This is a genomic window from Marinovum sp. E3 (genome assembly GCF_055755275.1).
Genome location: NZ_CM146908.1, coordinates 1,784,616 through 1,801,153 on the forward strand (window position 1 = coordinate 1,784,616; position 16,538 = coordinate 1,801,153).

16 protein-coding genes are annotated in these 16,538 nt (G+C 65.6%); 3 read left to right on the forward strand and 13 right to left on the reverse strand.

The window, feature by feature from the left end:
• The first annotated feature begins 1 nt into the window (after nucleotide 1).
• The gene (locus AC0J5K_RS08730; RefSeq protein ID WP_048531730.1) at nucleotides 2–1,012 is read left to right on the forward strand and encodes a branched-chain amino acid ABC transporter permease; all 1,011 of its coding nucleotides are present in this window, start codon (nucleotides 2–4) and stop codon (nucleotides 1,010–1,012) included.
• The gene (locus tag AC0J5K_RS08735) at nucleotides 1,009–2,313 is read left to right on the forward strand and encodes a branched-chain amino acid ABC transporter permease (RefSeq protein ID WP_048531729.1); all 1,305 of its coding nucleotides are present in this window, start codon (nucleotides 1,009–1,011) and stop codon (nucleotides 2,311–2,313) included. Before AC0J5K_RS08730 ends, AC0J5K_RS08735 begins: the two co-directional genes overlap by 4 nt.
• Before the next feature lie 38 nt (nucleotides 2,314–2,351).
• Here AC0J5K_RS08735 and AC0J5K_RS08740 read toward each other — a convergent pair whose 3' ends face one another.
• Nucleotides 2,352–3,893: a helicase HerA-like domain-containing protein gene (locus AC0J5K_RS08740; protein WP_074835630.1), complete on the reverse strand. Its 1,542-nt coding sequence runs from the start codon at nucleotides 3,891–3,893 to the stop codon at nucleotides 2,352–2,354.
• Nucleotides 3,894–4,417: 524 nt separating this feature from the next.
• On the opposite strand from AC0J5K_RS08740, the gene AC0J5K_RS08745 reads away from it, so the two are divergent.
• On the forward strand, nucleotides 4,418–5,047 hold the full coding sequence (locus AC0J5K_RS08745; RefSeq protein ID WP_048531724.1) for an invasion associated locus B family protein: 630 nt from the start codon (nucleotides 4,418–4,420) through the stop codon (nucleotides 5,045–5,047).
• A gap of 58 nt (nucleotides 5,048–5,105) precedes the next feature.
• Here AC0J5K_RS08745 and lpxB read toward each other — a convergent pair whose 3' ends face one another.
• From lpxB to frr, 12 genes are all read right to left on the reverse strand, one after another.
• A complete protein-coding gene (gene lpxB / locus AC0J5K_RS08750; protein ID WP_074835627.1) occupies nucleotides 5,106–6,263 on the reverse strand; it encodes a lipid-A-disaccharide synthase in 1,158 nt (385 codons plus the stop codon).
• Nucleotides 6,263–7,066: an LpxI family protein gene (locus AC0J5K_RS08755; protein ID WP_074835625.1), complete on the reverse strand. Its 804-nt coding sequence runs from the start codon at nucleotides 7,064–7,066 to the stop codon at nucleotides 6,263–6,265. The genes lpxB and AC0J5K_RS08755 overlap by 1 nt, the downstream gene beginning before the upstream one ends.
• Nucleotides 7,067–7,071: 5 nt before the next feature.
• Nucleotides 7,072–7,863: an acyl-ACP--UDP-N-acetylglucosamine O-acyltransferase gene (lpxA, locus tag AC0J5K_RS08760; RefSeq protein ID WP_274565449.1), complete on the reverse strand. Its 792-nt coding sequence runs from the start codon at nucleotides 7,861–7,863 to the stop codon at nucleotides 7,072–7,074.
• Nucleotides 7,863–8,318: a 3-hydroxyacyl-ACP dehydratase FabZ gene (fabZ, locus tag AC0J5K_RS08765; protein WP_048531719.1), complete on the reverse strand. Its 456-nt coding sequence runs from the start codon at nucleotides 8,316–8,318 to the stop codon at nucleotides 7,863–7,865. The genes lpxA and fabZ overlap by 1 nt, the downstream gene beginning before the upstream one ends.
• A 98-nt stretch (nucleotides 8,319–8,416) precedes the next feature.
• The gene (locus AC0J5K_RS08770; RefSeq protein ID WP_274565448.1) at nucleotides 8,417–9,115 is read right to left on the reverse strand and encodes an OmpH family outer membrane protein; all 699 of its coding nucleotides are present in this window, start codon (nucleotides 9,113–9,115) and stop codon (nucleotides 8,417–8,419) included.
• Nucleotides 9,099–11,456: an outer membrane protein assembly factor BamA gene (gene bamA / locus AC0J5K_RS08775; protein WP_274565447.1), complete on the reverse strand. Its 2,358-nt coding sequence runs from the start codon at nucleotides 11,454–11,456 to the stop codon at nucleotides 9,099–9,101. The genes AC0J5K_RS08770 and bamA overlap by 17 nt, the downstream gene beginning before the upstream one ends.
• 119 nt (nucleotides 11,457–11,575) lie before the next feature.
• Nucleotides 11,576–11,704, reverse strand: a complete 129-nt coding sequence (locus AC0J5K_RS08780) for a hypothetical protein (protein ID WP_274565446.1) — start codon at nucleotides 11,702–11,704, stop codon at nucleotides 11,576–11,578.
• A 137-nt stretch (nucleotides 11,705–11,841) separates the two neighbouring features.
• Nucleotides 11,842–13,191, reverse strand: coding sequence for an RIP metalloprotease RseP (rseP, locus tag AC0J5K_RS08785; protein WP_074835621.1), 1,350 nt, complete (start codon nucleotides 13,189–13,191; stop codon nucleotides 11,842–11,844).
• Nucleotides 13,192–13,197: 6 nt separating this feature from the next.
• Nucleotides 13,198–14,376 carry a 1-deoxy-D-xylulose-5-phosphate reductoisomerase gene (gene dxr / locus AC0J5K_RS08790; protein WP_274565445.1) on the reverse strand — a complete coding sequence of 393 codons (1,179 nt, stop codon included), beginning with the start codon at nucleotides 14,374–14,376 and terminating at the stop codon, nucleotides 13,198–13,200.
• The gene (locus tag AC0J5K_RS08795) at nucleotides 14,373–15,167 is read right to left on the reverse strand and encodes a phosphatidate cytidylyltransferase (protein WP_074835618.1); all 795 of its coding nucleotides are present in this window, start codon (nucleotides 15,165–15,167) and stop codon (nucleotides 14,373–14,375) included. Before AC0J5K_RS08795 ends, dxr begins: the two co-directional genes overlap by 4 nt.
• 4 nt (nucleotides 15,168–15,171) lie before the next feature.
• Nucleotides 15,172–15,906, reverse strand: coding sequence for an isoprenyl transferase (locus AC0J5K_RS08800; protein WP_048531712.1), 735 nt, complete (start codon nucleotides 15,904–15,906; stop codon nucleotides 15,172–15,174).
• Nucleotides 15,907–15,957: 51 nt separating this feature from the next.
• Nucleotides 15,958–16,521, reverse strand: coding sequence for a ribosome recycling factor (frr, locus tag AC0J5K_RS08805; RefSeq protein WP_048531710.1), 564 nt, complete (start codon nucleotides 16,519–16,521; stop codon nucleotides 15,958–15,960).
• Nucleotides 16,522–16,538 lie beyond the last annotated feature (17 nt).

Consider the following 16,538-nt stretch of genomic DNA (forward strand, 5'->3'; position numbering starts at 1 on the left):
GATGGACATTCTGAACGCATTGGTGGTGCTGGCCAATTTTGTCCTGATCCCCGCCATCGCCTATGGCGCGCAGCTGGCGCTGGGCGCGCTGGGGGTGACGCTGATCTATGGTATCCTGCGGTTTTCCAATTTTGCCCATGGCGACACCATGGCCTTTGGCGCCATGGTCACCATTCTGGTCACCTGGGCCTTGCAGGGCTGGGGCGTGAGCCTCGGGCCGCTGCCCACCGCGCTGCTCGCCCTGCCCTTCGGCATTCTCGGCTGCATGGCGCTGGTGCTGCTGACCGACCGCCTGGTCTATCGCTTCTACCGGGCGCAGCGGGTCAAGCCGGTGATCCTGGTGATCGTCTCGATGGGGGTGATGTTCGTCTATAACGGCGTGGTGCGCTTTGTCATCGGCGCCGACGACCAGCGTTTTGCCGATGGCGAGCGGTTCATCATCTCGGTCCGGGATTTCAAGGCGCTGACCGGGCTGGAGGAAGGCCTGGGGATCCGCACGACCCAGGGGCTGACGGTGGTGACGGCGGTGATCACCGTGGCGCTGCTGTTCTGGTTCCTCAACCGCACCCGCACCGGCAAGTCGATGCGGGCCTATTCCGACAACGAGGATCTCGCCCTGCTCTCGGGCATCAATCCGGAACGGGTGGTGATGATCACCTGGCTGCTGGTGGCGACCCTGGCGACCATCGCCGGCACGCTTTACGGGCTCGACAAGACCTTCAAGCCCTTCACCTATTTCCAGCTGCTGCTGCCGGTCTTTGCCAGCGCCATCGTCGGCGGTCTGGGCAGCCCGCTGGGCGCGATTGCCGGCGGCTTTGTCATCGCCTTTTCCGAGGTCGGCATCACCTATGCCTGGAAGAAAGTGGCGGAATACCTGCTGCCCGAGGCCTGGGAGCCTGACAGCCTGCTGCAACTTCTGGGCACGGATTACAAATTCGCGGTGAGCTTTGTCATTCTGGTGATCGTGCTGCTGATCCGGCCCACCGGGCTCTTCAAGGGGAAATCGGTATGAGCCAATCCGTGAAAACCTTCGGCCTGTTCGGCCTTGTGGCCTTGCTGATCCTTGGCACCGGCTTTGTCCAGAGCTGGAATTCGGCGCTTCTCATTCTCAACATGGGGCTGGTTTCGGCGCTGATGGCGCTGGGGGTCAACCTGCAATGGGGCTTTGCCGGGCTGTTCAACGTCGGTGTTATGGGCTTCGTGGCGCTGGGCGGGCTGGCAACCGTGGTGATCGCCATGCCGCCGGTGCGCGCAGCCTGGGCGGCCGGCGCCAGCGGTGTTCTGGCGGCGCTGGCGGTGGGCGCTCTGACGCTGGCGCTGGCGGTCTGGGTGACGCGCAGGATGGCCCGGGGCTGGCCGCGCGCCCTGGTGTCGCTGAGTGTGCTGGTGGCGGGCTTCGTGATCTACCGGGCGCTGTTCGATCCGGCGGTGGCGGAGATCGAGCGGATCGACCCGGCGCTGACCGGCTATCTCGGCGGGCTGGGCCTGCCGGTGGTGCTGGCCTGGCCGGTGGGCGGGCTGCTGGCCGCCGGCGCGGCCTGGGTGATCGGCAAGACCGCGCTGGGGTTGCGCTCGGACTACCTGGCGATTGCGACGCTGGGCATTGCCGAGATCATCATCGCCGTGCTCAAGAACGAGGATTGGCTGGCGCGCGGCGTCAAGAACGTGATCGGCCTGCCGCGGCCGGTGCCTTATGAGATCGATCTGCAAAACGATCCGGCCTTTGTTGAGCGCGCCACCGGGCTGGGGATCGACGTGACCACCGCCTCGACGCTTTATGTCAAGCTGGGCTACGGGCTGATGTTTGCCGTGGTGCTGATCGGCGTGCTGGTGCTGGCGCAACTGGCGCTGAGCTCGCCCTGGGGACGGATGATGCGCGCCATCCGCGACAACGAGGTGGCGGCGCGGGCCATGGGCAAGGATGTGACCGCGCGGCACTTGCAGGTCTTTGTCCTGGGATCGGCTATCTGCGGCGTCGCGGGGGCGATGATGACGACGCTGGACGGCCAGCTGACGCCGGCCTCCTACCAGCCGCTGCGCTATACCTTTCTGATCTGGGTGATGGTGATCGTCGGCGGATCGGGCAATAATTTCGGTGCGGTGCTGGGCGGCTTCCTGATCTGGTTCCTCTGGGTGCAGGTCGAGCCGATCGGCGCGGCGGTGATCGATCTGGTGACCTCCGGGATGGCCGACGGGTCCTGGCTCAAGGCGCATCTGCAAGGCTCGGTCCAGCACATGCGGCTGTTGACCATGGGGGTGATCCTGCTCTTGGTGCTGCGGTTTGCGCCGCGGGGCTTGCTGCCGGAACGGTAGGCCAGACGGGCTTCGGGCCTGCTGTCCGGGGCGCCTGCCTAACGCCCCTTGAACAGCCCGCCGAGGATGCCACGGACGATGCGGCGGCCGGTGGTGCCCTTGAGCTCCTTGATCACGGCCTGGGTCATCGCCTCGCCGATGCGCGCGCCCGGTGAATATTGCCGGCGCGCGGTCGAGCGGGGCACCCGGGTGCCGGAATAGCGCCGGCCCGCCCGGTATTCCCGCTCTGCCACCTCGGCCTCTTCCTCCCGGCGCTCGGCCGCTTCGGCGGCGGTTGCCGCCTCTTCGGCGCGTTGGGCGAGGATTTCATAAGCCGACTGGCGGTCCTGCGCATGTTCGTATTTGCCGGCCACCGGCGAGGCGGCCATCACCTGCGCCCGGGTCGCGGCGTCGATCGGCCCGAGCCGGGAAGAAGGCGGGCGGATCAGCGTGCGTTCCGCCATGCTCGGCACGCCCTTGTTCTCCAGCAGGGAGGTCACCGCCTCGCCGACGCCGACCTCGCGGATCGCCGCTTCGATGTCGAAGCGGGGGTTGTCGCGGTAGGTTTCGGCCGCCATCCGCAGCGCCTTGCGATCGCGGGCGGTAAAGGCGCGCAGCGCGTGCTGGATGCGGTTGCCGAGCTGGCCGAGGATATCCTCGGGCACGTCATCGGGGTTCTGGGTGATGAAGTACACGCCGACCCCCTTGGAGCGGATCAGCCGGGCGACCTGTTCGACCTTGTCGACCAGCGCCGGCGGTGCGCCGTCGAACAGGAGATGGGCCTCGTCGAAGAAGAACACCAGTTTCGGCTTGTCGGGGTCGCCGACCTCGGGCAGCTCTTCGAAGAGCTCCGACAGCAACCAGAGCAGGAAGGTGGCATAGAGCCGCGGCGCCCCCATCAGCCGGTCGGCGGCGAGAATGTTGATCCGCCCCCGGCCTTCGGCATCCCGGGTCATCAGATCGCCGAGATCGAGCGCCGGTTCGCCAAAGAGCCGCGCGCCGCCCTGGTTTTCGAGCACCAGCAGGCGGCGCTGGATCGCACCGATCGAGGCGGTGGAGATATTGCCGTACCGCAGCGACAGATCCCTGCGGCTCTCACCGACCCAGACCAGCAACGCTTGCAGGTCCTTGAGGTCGAGCAGCGGCAGCCCCTCTTCATCGGCCAGTCGGAAGGCGATGTTGAGTACGCCCTCCTGCGCCTCGGTCAGCTCGAGCAGCCGGGCCAGCAGCAGCGGCCCCATCTCGGAGACCGTGGTGCGCACTGGATGGCCCTGATCGCCGAACAGATCCCAGAAGGTGACCGGGAAACTTTCATAGGTGTAATCGTCAAGGCCGATCCGGGCGGCGCGCTCCATGAACGCCGCGTGCAGCTTGAAATCCGCGCGCCCGGCGGCGGCCAGCCCGGACAGGTCGCCCTTGACGTCCGACAGGAACACCGGAACCCCGGCCTTGGCAAACCCTTCGGCGAGGATTTGCAGCGTCACCGTCTTGCCGGTTCCGGTGGCGCCGGCAATCAGACCATGGCGGTTGGCATAGCCCAGCCTGAGGCCCTGACGCGCGCCATACTCCGGCCCGCCGCCGCCGATGAAAATCTCTGTCATGCCCTGCTCCGCCCCGGTAAAACCACGCCCGGCGCGAAAAAATCGCGCCGGGCAACCTTAACTTAACCTTTCTGTATCAGTCTCGGCAATGTCCGGCGCAGGGCTCTTGCCTGACGGCCGGATTGACTTCCTCCCTGTCAGACTGGCCGTGCCTGAGAAGGTGCGGCCCTTTTTTCGCGTCTTGGACCTTGCGGGGTCAAAGCGCTTTCGAAGCCAACCCCGAAAAAGTGAAAACTTGCCTGTTGACCGAAGGCAAAATTCTTCGTAGCGTCCCGTCAATGACTAAGTCGGCCAGTCCGACGGGGAGCAAAAAAATTCGAGGAGAGGCCGGTTTCCCGGCCTCTTTTCTTTTTCCGCCAAAGGCTTGCCTCCGGTGCGTTGACATCCCTTCACGGATATATGCACGATATGGGCCAAACGGATGGCGAAGATCGCCTGACAGGCCCGGACGGGCGTGCTAAGCGCTGCACCGAGGATGAAGCCGAACCATCCGACCGATGACATCTCAATCAGAGGGGGGCAAGATGCCCAGATTTCTTTCCTTCATGCCCGTGATCGCCCTGTTGGCCCTGGCGGCCCCGGTCATGGCACAGGAGACCGCAGACGGCGACGCCGCCGCGACCGAGAGCGAAACGCCGGCCGGGGAAACCGCAGAACCCGCCACCGGCGATACGGTGCCGTCCGACGGCGAACCGGCGCTTGGCCAGACCTATGTAAAGGAAGAGGTTGGCGACTGGGAGCTGCGCTGCATCCGCACCGAAACGCCCGCCGACGATCCCTGTCAGCTGTACCAGCTGCTCAAGGAAGGCGACGGCAACGCGCTGGCCGAGATCTCGCTGTTCCGTCTGCCGGAAGAAGCCAAGCTGCCGGCCGGCGCCACGGTGATCGTGCCGCTCGAGACGCTGCTTACCGGCCAACTGGGCATTTCGGTCGATGGCGGCCAGCCCAAGAGCTATCCGTTTTCCTTCTGCAACCGCCAGGGCTGTTACGCGCGGATCGGCCTGACCGCCGAGGATATCGCCGCCTTCAAGCGCGGCGCCGAAGCCAAGGTGATGATCCGCCCCTTCGCGGCCCCCGATCAGGTGGTGACCTCCACCATGTCGCTGACCGGCTTCACCGCCGGCTATGACAAGGCCAGCGTGATCAACCAGTAAGCGCCGCACCAGGCCCGAACACCAAGACGCCGCCCTCACAGGGGCGGCGTTTTTCGCTTCAGGACCGGGCCAATCCGTCAAGCACGGCACGGGCGGCCCGGATGCCCGGCGGCTCCTGCCCCTGCCCCAGCCGCTCCATGACCAGCGCCATGGCGGCCTTCTGGCTCTCTGGCGCCTCCGCCAGCCGCAACACCGCCGCGGCGATGTCAGCCGGCACACAGGCCTTGGCGACATATTCCGGCACGACGCGGGTGTCGGACACCAGGTTGACCAGCGTCACCGTATCGACCCGCAGCAGGTGCATGATCAGGGTCCGCGACAGCCAGTTCATGTCATAGGCGATCACCATCGGCGTGCCCGCCGCCGCCAATTCGAGCGAGACCGTGCCCGAGGCCGCCAGCGCCAGGTCTCCGGCACGAAAAGCCGCGCGCTTTTCGGCCTGGGCGCCCTCGGCCGCACCGTCGAGCACCAGCGGCGCGCCGGGCCAATCCGCCACCGCCTGCTGAACCAGGGGCACCACCGGGCCCGCCGCGGGCACCACCAGCCGCATGTCCGGGCGACGGGCACAGACCTCGCGCAAGACCTCGCCAAAGATCGGCCCCATGCGCGTGACCTCGCTGCGCCGCGATCCGGGCAGCACCAGCAGCAGCGGCGCATCGGCCAGACCGTGACGGGACCGGAACGCCAGAGCCTCGGCCGCGCTGGCCTGAGGATCGGTCACCACCGGATGGCCGACAAAATCGCAGCGCATGCCGGCGGCTTCCATATAAGGTGGCTCGAAAGGCAGCAGCGCCAGCACCTGATCGATGTGCCGCGCCATTTTGGCGGCGCGGCCGGGGCGCCAGGCCCAGACCGTGGGGGCGACGTAATGCACCGTGCGGATGTTGCTGCGCGCCTTGACGATCTTCGCCACCCGCAGACAGAACTCCGGCAGGTCGATGGTGATCAGCACGTCCGGCCGCGCCGCGATCACCGCCTCGGCAGCCTCGGTCACCCGGCGTTTCAGCGCGGGATATTGCTTCAGGATCTCGGTCAGCCCCATGACGCTGATGTCGTCCATGGGAAAGATGCTCGAGAGCCCCTCTTCCGTCATTCGCGGCCCACCGATGCCGATGAACTCGACCTCGGTATCGGGCAGAAGGCTGCGCAGGCCCGCCATCAACGCCGCACCGAGTTTGTCGCCGGATGGTTCGCCGGCAATGACGAAGACCCGCATCACTCCGCTTCCGCGAGAAGGAACACCCCGGTCTCGCCGGCCGCCGCGATCAGCGCCGCGCGGTCGATCAATACCACCTGATTTGCGGCAATCACGATGCCTTGCAGCCCGGCCCTGGCGGCGGCGCGCACCGTCTCTGGGCCGATCGCGGGCATGTCGACGCGCAGATCCTGGCCGATCTTGGGGCGTTTGACCAGAACGCCGCCCTTGCCGCGCAGCGTCTGCGACGCCTCGGAGACAAAGCGCAGCATCTCGTCGGTGCCCTGCTGGGTCTCGATGCCAAGGGCGATGCCGGTGTCGACCACCGCCGCCTGCCCGACATCGAGCGGCGAGAGCGCGGTCAGGATCTGTTTCGCCCGGGTGATGTCGGCGCGGGCCGCCGCATCGGGTGCGTCGCCGGCCAGCAGGCCCGGCGCGGCGGTCAGCTCGGGCAGCAGCTCATGCGCCCCGATCACCGCAAACCCGGCCTCTTCGAAGATCGAGACCACCAGCCGCACCAGCGCATCGTCGCCGCCCTGAAGCGCGGCGAGCAGCCGAGGCGCCAGCGACTGCATGAAAGGATCGAAGCTCTGCGGATCGAGCGGCGGCCGGCCGACACCACCGGCCAGCACCAGCCGTTCCACGCCGCGTTCCTTGAGATCGTCGAGCAGCGCGCCGAAGGCCTCGAAGCGGTGATGGGCATCAACCCGCGGCACCGGTGTCTCGACGCCGTCGAAGGAGACGCAGACCGCGTCGGGATAGGCCTCGGCCAGCGCCTTGGGCATGGCGCCGCGCCCGGCCAGGATCGCCAGTTTTCCGGTCATGGCGCTCAGCCTCCGGGGGTCAGGTAGTGGCGATCGCTGTCGCCGAGGATGAAATCGACGATCTCGCGCACATAGACGCTCTGGGTCTCGGCGCCCAGCCGTTTGGCGCGTTCGACAAAGGCGCCCTCGCCCTGGGCCAGCATCTGAAAGGCCGCGCGCAGTGCGGTGATATCGGCGCGGGCCACACCCCGACGTTTGAGACCGACGAGGTTGAGCCCGTCGAGCTTGCCGCGCGGCGCCTGTACCAGACCATGCGGGATCACGTCATTGGTCACCATGGTCACCGCGCCGATGATCGCACCGTGGCCGATGCGGACAAACTGATGCACGCCGGCGAGCCCGCCGATGATCACCTCGTCCTCGATGATGCAATGGCCGGCCAGCGCGGCATTGTTGACCACGATCACCTTGTTGCCGACCTGGACGTCATGCGCGACGTGACAGCCGGCCATGAACAGCCCGTCATCGCCCACCCGGGTCACACCGCCGCCGCCGGCGGTGCCGGTGTTCATCGTCACATGTTCGCGGATGCGGTTGCGCTTGCCGATCACCAGCCGGGTCTCTTCGCCGGCGAACTTGAGGTCTTGCGGGATCTCGCCAATCACCGCGAAGGGAAAGATCACCGTCTCTTCGCCGATCTCGGTCTGACCGGAGACCACCACATGGCTCTTGAGCTCGACCCGCGGGCCCAGCACCACCTTGGGGCCGACATGACAGAACGGGCCGATCCGGCAGCCGATGCCGATTTCGGCGCCATCCTCGATCACCGCGCTGGGGTGAATGAAGGTGTCAGCCATCAGAGATCCATCATCGCGGTGAACTCGCATTCCGCCGCCATCTCGCCATCGACCGTGGCCACGCCCGAGAACTTCCAGACCTTGCCGCCGGGTTTGCCGCGTTCGGTTTTGACGTTCATCTCGAGCACGTCGCCGGGGATCACCTTGCGGCGGAACTTGCACTTGTCGATCGCCATGAAATAGATCAGCAGATCCTTGTCGGCCAGATCCATCGCCACGCCGATCATCACCCCCGAAGTCTGCGCCATCGCCTCGACGATGGTCACGCCGGGCATGATAGGTGTGCCGGGGAAATGGCCCTGGAAATGCGGCTCGTTCATGGTGACGTTCTTGATACCCTTGGCCGAGGAATAGCCATCGATATCGACCACCTTGTCGACCAGCAGGAACGGATAGCGATGCGGCAAAATCCGCTGAATCAGCTGGATATCCGCAGTTTTGAGTGGCTCGGTCATTGCTCTTGTCCTTCTTCCGTCCCGTGCGGGCCTTGACGCGCGGCTGTTGTCTTGTCCCTAGCAACCGGGGCGCGCCACGGCAAGCGTTCCGCAGCCGCTCACTCGGGCTCTGGCCCTGGCGTCACGGGCGTCACGGGCGCCGCTTCCGGCGCGTCGCCGGTATCAGGCGCGGGCTCGGGCCGGGCCGGGGTCTCCTGCGGGGCATCCGGCGCGGGCTGATCGGCGGCGTCACGCTCGGCATAATTCGCGTCGAGCAGTTGCGCGGTCAGGCCGCTGACGTCGATGGCATCATTGAAAACCAGGACATTGCGCTTTTCCACCACCAGCACGGCGCCGGCGTCGAGCATCAGTTGCCCCAGGATCGGAAAGGCGGTCTGGCGAAATTCGAGCCGGGCATTGGCCTGATCGCGGTTCAACGCCTGGGCGCGCTGGTCCTGCTCGGCCCGCAGGGCCTGCACCTTGTCGTCGAAGGCATCGGCCAGCTTGCGGAATTCCGTGGCCGAGAGCGTCGCGCGCTTGTCGGTCAGCGCCTTTTCCTCGGCCGCCATCTCGAGATCGATCCGGGCGATTTCATCGGCCAGTTCGCGGCTTCGAAGCTCGAATTCCTCCAGGATTTCCTGGCCGCGTTGCGACAGGCGAAAGACCTCATCGAAATCCACCACAAGCACCGGGCTGCGCGGCGCCTGATCCTGCGCCGCAAGCGCGCCGGGCAAGACCAGCAAGAGGGTCAGAAGCCCACGCGCCAGGGCCTGTCTCAGGCCCCGGCCAAGCCGGCCCGGATCAGAAATCTGTGGCAAGTGTGAATTCGAAGAAGCGGTCTTCGTCATGCTCTTCTTTTTGCAGCGCCTTGGTGAAGTTGAACCGCAGCGGGCCGATGGCGGTCGTCCAGAACAGCGAGGCGCCGATCACGTGGCGCGCCGCCGGGTCGTCCTGCACCACCGAATTGCCGGCGGTGGTGGTCGAGGTATTGTCGAGCCCCCAGAGCGAGCCGACGTCGTAAAACAGACCGCCGGTCAGGCCATATTCCTCGGGCAGACCAAGCGGAAATTCCGCCTCGAAACGGGCGACGGCAAAGTAATTGCCGCCGAGCGCATCATTGACGCCACCGCTGCCGATTTCGCGCGGGCCGATGCCGCCGGGCTCAAAACCGCGCATCCGCGACGACCCGAGGTTGAAGCGGTCGATCACCCGGCTGTCGTTGCTGCCGGTCCAGAGCGCGCCGCCCTCGACAACCGCGCGCAGGGTGACTTCCTCGTTGCGCACCTTCTTCTGGCCCACCGCGCGGGCCACCGTGGTGACCGAGGTGACATCCCCGCCCAGGCCGGCGAAATCCTGGCTGAATTGCAGCCGCACGCCGGCGGTCGGATCAAGCCCGGTGTCGATCGTGTCAAAGGTATAGGTATAGCCCAGCCCGCTGGAGAACAGCGCGCCCTGATCGACCTCGGCGGTCAGGATATCGCCCAGATCGCTGCCGGCGTTGAGCATCTCGGAATAGCGCGCGGTATAGCGGCCCTGAAGCGTGCTGTATTCGGCCACCGGAAAGGTCAGGCTGGTGGTGAACCGGCCAATCGCCGTGTCATAGCTGTCGTCGTACTGGTTGTCGGTTTCCGAATAGTTCAGCCCGATGCCGAACCGCAGATCGCGGTTGAGAAAGGCCGGCTCGGCGAAGGTGAACCCGTAGCTCCGGGTGCCCGAGGCGGTCGAAAGCTCGACCCCGAGTGCCTGGCCACGGCCCAGGAAATTGCGCTCGTTGAACGACAGGTTGAGGCCAAAGCCGCCGTCGGTCGAATAGGTGCCGCCAAAGCCGATCGAGCCGGTGGGCGCCTCTTCGACATCGACATCCACGATCACCTGCTGCGGCGTCGAACCTTCGCGGGCGTTGACATCGGCATTGCCGAAAAAGCCCAGCGCGCGGATGCGTTCGGCCGATTGCCGGATCTCGCGCGGGTTGAAGGGATCGCCTTCGACCACCTTGAACTGGCGCCGGATCACCCGGTCGAGCGTGGTGGTGTTGCCTTCGATATCGATCCGCTCGATGAAGATCCGCGGCCCGCGCGACAGCACGAATTCCACATCCAGTTCGAGCGTCCGGTCGTTGCGGGTGATCCGCGGCTCGACGCGGATGAAATTCAGCCCCCGGCGGTTGGCCAGCCGCTCCATCCGCGCAATCTCGTTCTCGACCAGCGCCGGCGAATAGACCACGCCGGGACGCACGCGTAGAATCTCGGCGAATTCGGCCGGATCGACATCCGCCAGATCGGAGGTGGCGGTGACTTCGCCAAAGGTGAACTGCTGGCCTTCCTGCACGTTGAAGGTGACGAAATAGCCGTCACGCTCTTCGGCGATCTCGGCATTGACCGAGTTGATGCGGAAGTCGACATAGCCGCGCGACTGATAGAAATCGGTCAGCACTTGCTTGTCGAATTCGATACGATCCTCGACAAAGCTGTCGCGGCGGATGATGGCACGAAACAGACCGGCCTGCTTGGTGCCCAGCACCCGGCGCAACCGGCGGTCGGAATAGACGTTGTTGCCGACGATCGACACCCGCTCGACCTCGATCACCCCGCCCTCGAGGATCTCGAAGGCGAGATCGACGCGGTTGTCGGAACGGCGGATCAGCTTGGGCGTCACCCGGGCAGCGGCGCGGCCCTGCTCGGCATAGGCCTGCACGATGATCCCGGCGTCGCGTTCAGCGGTGGCGGGGTTGAACACCCGCCGCGATTCAGAGGTCACCAGCCCGGCCAGATCCTCATCCTTGATCCGGCGGTTGCCCTCGAACACCACGCGGTTGATGGTGGGATATTCCACCACGCGGATCACCAGCTTGTTGCCAACCGGCACGATCTCGACCTCTTCGAAGAGGCCGGAGGCCAGGATGCGCTGATAGGCATCGTTCAATTCGGCGGCGGTGACCGTCTGGCCGCGGGCAATGCCGGCGTAGCTCAGGATCGTGGCCGGCTCGATACGCTGCGAGCCCTCGATGGAAACTTCGGTGAAAGTATAGCTCTGCGCCAGGGCCGGCTGCGGCAGAACCGCCGCCTGAACCGCAAGGGCCGCCGCGCTGGCAAACAGGACAGATTTGACCGCTTTTACTGCCGCACGTTCATTGTCGCGCGTTCCCACTCGATTTTTCATGAGCCAATCCGTTATCTTCCCACGCCTTGGTGAGTATCGGGATCATGCCGGGTTGTCAAAACCATGCAAGCCCGCAAAAGCAGGAATTTTTCGGGTGTGGCCACAAAATATGGGAGTGTTCAGAGGAAAGTCGCCAGATATCCGCTCAGCACCAAGGCGCCCGCCATCGTGCCGACAAACAGAATCCGGTCGGAATTGAGGTGCGCGATCAGGCGCAGGCCGCGGTATCCATCTGTCAGTGTCTGCATTTTCTCGCTCTTTATCGGGCGTTACGCAGATCAACCTAGCAGCGGATCTTGGCAAGATTAGGGCAACTGCCCGGGCCGGCGGGCGCCCCGGGGCCGCAAAATTTTCCGCCGGGCGCGCGCAATCGGCGATCCTCTGCCTACGGGCAGAGGATCAGATCGTTCGAGAGCGAGAACACCATGACGGAGAGCACGATGCCAAGCCCGATGGTCATCAGCACGCCCAGCACCTTGTCATGCGGCGGCCGGCCGACCACGGCCTCATAGGCATAAAACACCAGGTGGCCGCCATCGAGCACCGGGATCGGAAACAGATTGAGCAGCCCCACCGCCGCAGAGAGCACTGCCACGAACCACAGGAAATTCGAAGTGCCCTGCGCCGCCATCTGGCCCGACGTTTCTGCGATGCCCACCGGGCCCGAGAGATTGCAGCTCGAGATCTGGCCGGTGATGATGTGCCACAACCCGGAGACCGAGCCCTCCATGATCGCCCAGGTCTGTCGCACCCCGCCCTGAAGTGCCTGGCCGAACCCCGGGGTCGAGGTGGCGGGTTCAAAGAACAGCCCGCCAACCACGCCGACGCGCCAATAAGTGACAAAGCCACCCTCGGCGCCGGGCTCGTCCACCCGGCGCGGCGCCAGGGCAAATTCCAGCACCTCGCCATCGCGCCAGACGTCGAGCAGCAGCGCCCTGCCCTCCGAGGTTTCCACCGCTTCCTTGATCTGGTCGAAGGTCGCGATCTCATTGCCATCAACGCTCAGGATCACGTCGCCGGGCGCAAGCCCGACGTCATAGGCGGCCGAGCGCGGCACCAGCCGGGTGACATTCGGCGGATAGGGATAAGGCCCTGTGACGGTCAGTTCCTGGCCGTCGCGCAGGATGCGGTAATCGAGATCGTTCTCCGGCGGCAGCGCCTCGGCAAAGGCGGCAAATCCCTCGGCGTCGCTGAAATCCGGCACCTCCTGCCCGGCGATCGACAGCAGCACATCGCCTTCCTGCAATTCCTGCACGCTGGGCATCGGGCGCAGCTCACCCACCGTCAGCGGCTCGGAGATCACGCCGCGGGTCAGGAACAGCGCCGAAAACAGCACGAAGGCCAGCACGAAGTTGAACATCGGCCCGGCCGCGACCGTGGCGGTGCGCGCCCAGAGCGGCGCGCCGGCCATGGTGGTGCGTTTCTCGTCTTCGGAAAGCCCCTCAATCGCTGCCTCGTCGGTGCCGGCAGAGGCCGCATCGGCATCGCCGCGGAACTTGACGTAGCCGCCCAGCGGCAGCGCCGCGACCTGCCAGACGGTGCCGTGCTTGTCGGTGCGCTTGAACAGCACCGGCCCGAAACCGAGCGAGAAGACATCCGCCTTGATCCCCGACCAGCGGCCCACGATGTAATGGCCGTATTCGTGGATGGCGACGATGATCGACAGCGCCACCACAAAGGCCGCCAATGTGAACAACGTACCGCCAAATTGCGGAATCAACTGCGAAATTTCCAAGCCGCCCTACCTTTTTGATCTGTCCCGGATGACCCGGTCTGCTTCTTCCCGTGCCAAATGGTCTACGCGCGCGACGTTATCAAGGGTCATTGCGGCGTCAATGAGGCCCGGCTGGCCTGACAATCGGGTGAGCACCTCTTCGACCACCCCGGCCATCTCGGTAAAACCGATGTCCCGCGCGATGAACCGGTCGAGGCTGCGTTCCTTGGCGGCGTTGAAGGCCGCACCCGACAGCCCGCCCGTCTCCATCACCTCGCGCGCCAGCCGCAGCGCCGGCCAACGGGTCTCGTCCGGCGCGCGGAAGCTGAGCGTGGCGATCTGGGCCAGATCGAGGCGTTCGACCGGCACCGCGCCGCGCTCGGGGTAATGTAGCGCGAAGCCGATGGCGTGGCGCATGTCCGCCGGGCCGACATGCGCCATCAAGCCGCCGTCGCAGAACCCCACCAGCGCGTGAACGAGGCTTTCGGGATGCACCAGCACCTCGATCTTGTCAGGTGACAACCCGAAGAACTCTTTTGTTTCAACGACCTCCAACGCCTTGTTGAACATGGACGCGCTGTCGATGGTGATCCGCTGGCCCATGTCCCAGTTGGGATGGGTGGCCGCCTGTTCCGGCGTGGCCTCACGCAGCCGCTCCAGCGGCCAGTCGCGGAAGGCGCCGCCCGAGGCGGTGATGATCACCCGTTCGACGGCCTCGATATCCTCGCCGATCAGCGCCTGGAATACCGCCGAATGCTCGCTGTCCACCGGCAGCACCCGGCCACCGTGGGCCTTGGCCGTGGCGCTGACCAGCGCGCCGGCGCAGACCATGCTTTCCTTGTTGGCCAGCGCCAGTGTCGCGCCGTGCTCCAGCGCTTTGAGCCCGGGCGCCAGCCCCGCCGCGCCGACAATCGCCGACATCACCCAATCGACCGGCCGCGCCGCCGCCTCGATCAGCGCGGTCTCGCCGGCGGCCGCTTCGATACCGGAGCCCGCCAGCGCATCGCGCAGCGCGCCGAGCTTGTCGTCATGCGCCGTCACCGCCAGCCGGGCGCCCAGACGCCGGGCGTCGACCGCCAATTGTGCGATATTGTGGCCGCCGGTCAGCACTTCGACCTGATAGCCCTGCGGATCGCGGGCAATCAGGTCGATGGTGTTCTGTCCGATAGAACCGGTCGCGCCAAGAATGGAGACGCGTCGGGTCATGGCGTTCCCCCGGCGGGGAATACCAGCACCTGCGCCACCAGCAGCAGAAACAGCGCCCCGCCCAGCATGCCGTCAAACCGGTCGAGCAGCCCGCCATGGCCCGGGATCAGCGTCGAGGCGTCCTTGACGCCCACTCGCCGCTTGACAGCGCTTTCGGCAATGTCGCCCATCTGCGAGGCCATGGAAACGGCGATGCTGACGCCGATCACATCCGGCCCCGAGGCGCCCGAAAGCCAGTAGATCACGCCGACACTCCCGGCGCCGAGCCAGCCGGCAACCGTGCCCGACCAGGTCTTCTTGGGGCTGACGCGGGGCCAGAATTTCGGCCCGCCGATCATCCGCCCGGCGAAATAGCCCGCCACATCGGTCACCACCACGACCAGCACCAGCCACATCAGCCAGGCCATACCGTAATCCTGCCGCAGCGCCACCATGCCATAGGAGGCCAGCAGGATCGCCGCCGAAAATGTCATGAAAACCGTGCGATGCGCCTTGAGCCGGCTCAGCCCGACAAACGCCGGCGCCATCATCAGCGGCAGGGCAAAGCCCGGCGGAATCAGCGTGCCGATCAACAGGCACAGCCCGGCCAACCCGGCCAGCAAAAGCGCCTGTTGCGACCCGCCGCCGATCAGCCGCACCAGTTCCCAGATCATGGCGCCGCCGATCAGTGCCACCAGACCGCCAAAGACCCAGCCGCCGAACCAGATCGCCACCAGCCCGACGCCGATCATCACCACCGCCGAGACCAGGCGGACGATCAGATCATCCCATTTGCCGCTGCTGTCTGCCATGTACTCAGACCTTTACCGCGCCGAACCGGCGCTCGCGTTTGCCATAGGCCCCGACCAGCCGTCCAAATTCCTCGCGGGTGAAATCCGGCCAAAGCGTGTCGATGAATTCATATTCCGCATAGGCCGACTGCCAGAGCAGGAAATTCGACACCCGGGCCTCGCCGCTGGTGCGGATCACCAGGTCGGGATCGGGCAGCACGCAGGTATCGAGGTATCTCGGCAGGGTTTCCTCATCGACGCTCTCGGGATCGAGCTTGCCGTCGCGCACGTCACGGGCCAGCCGCTTGGTGGCGCGGGCCACCTCGTCGCGGCCGCCGTAATTCAGCGCGATGGTCAGATTGGTGCCGGTGCATTCCCGCGTCGTCTCTTCGGCCTCGTCCATCAGCGCGCGCAGCTTGGCATCAAGCCGCACCCGGTCGCCGATGAAGCGAACCTGGACATTGTCGCGCCGGAAGGCCTCCATCTCCTTGTGGATGTAGCGCCGGAACAGGCTCATCAGCCCGGCCACCTCGGTCTGAGTCCGCTTCCAGTTCTCGGTCGAGAAGGCAAAGATGGTGACGTATTTCACCCCGAATTCCGGGCAGGCCTCGACAATCTCGCGCACCCGGCGGGCGCCTGCCTGGTGACCGAACAGCCGCGGCCGGTGGCGCAATTGCGCCCAGCGGCCGTTGCCGTCCATGATGATCGCCACATGGCGCGGGCCGCGGTGCGTCTCCGAATGGTTTGCGTCGCGCGCCATTGATCCTCCGTCGGTGTCAAACCGGCCCCGGTGACGAGGCGGCAAGGTCGCTCAGACCTGCATGATCTCGGCTTGCTTGGTCTCAAGCGCTTCGTCCACCTTCTTAACATAGGTGTCCGTCAGCTCCTGAACGGCATTTTCCCAGAATTTCTGGTCGTCTTCCGAAATACCGTCGGTCTTGGCCTTCTTGATCTGCTCCATGCCGTCACGGCGCACGTTGCGGATCGAGACGCGGGCATGTTCGGCATATTGGCCGGCCACCTTGGTCAGATCCCGGCGGCGTTCCTCGTTGAGCTCGGGGATCGGCAGCATGATGATGGTGCCGTTGAGCTGCGGATTGATGCCGAGGCCGCTTTCGCGGATGGCCTTTTCGACCTTGCCGACAAGGCCCTTGTCCCAGACGTTGATCGTCACCATGCGCGGCTCGGGCACGTTGACGGTGCCGACCTGGTTGATCGGGGTCGGGCTGCCATAGGCATCGACCATCACCGGCTCCAGCATCGAGGCCGAGGCCCGACCGGTGCGCAGCGAGGCGAACTCGGTCCTGAGATTGGCCATGGCACCGTCCATGCGGCGCTCGAGATCGTCGGTATCAAGAATGAAATCATCGGACATTCTGCTCATTCCCCTTG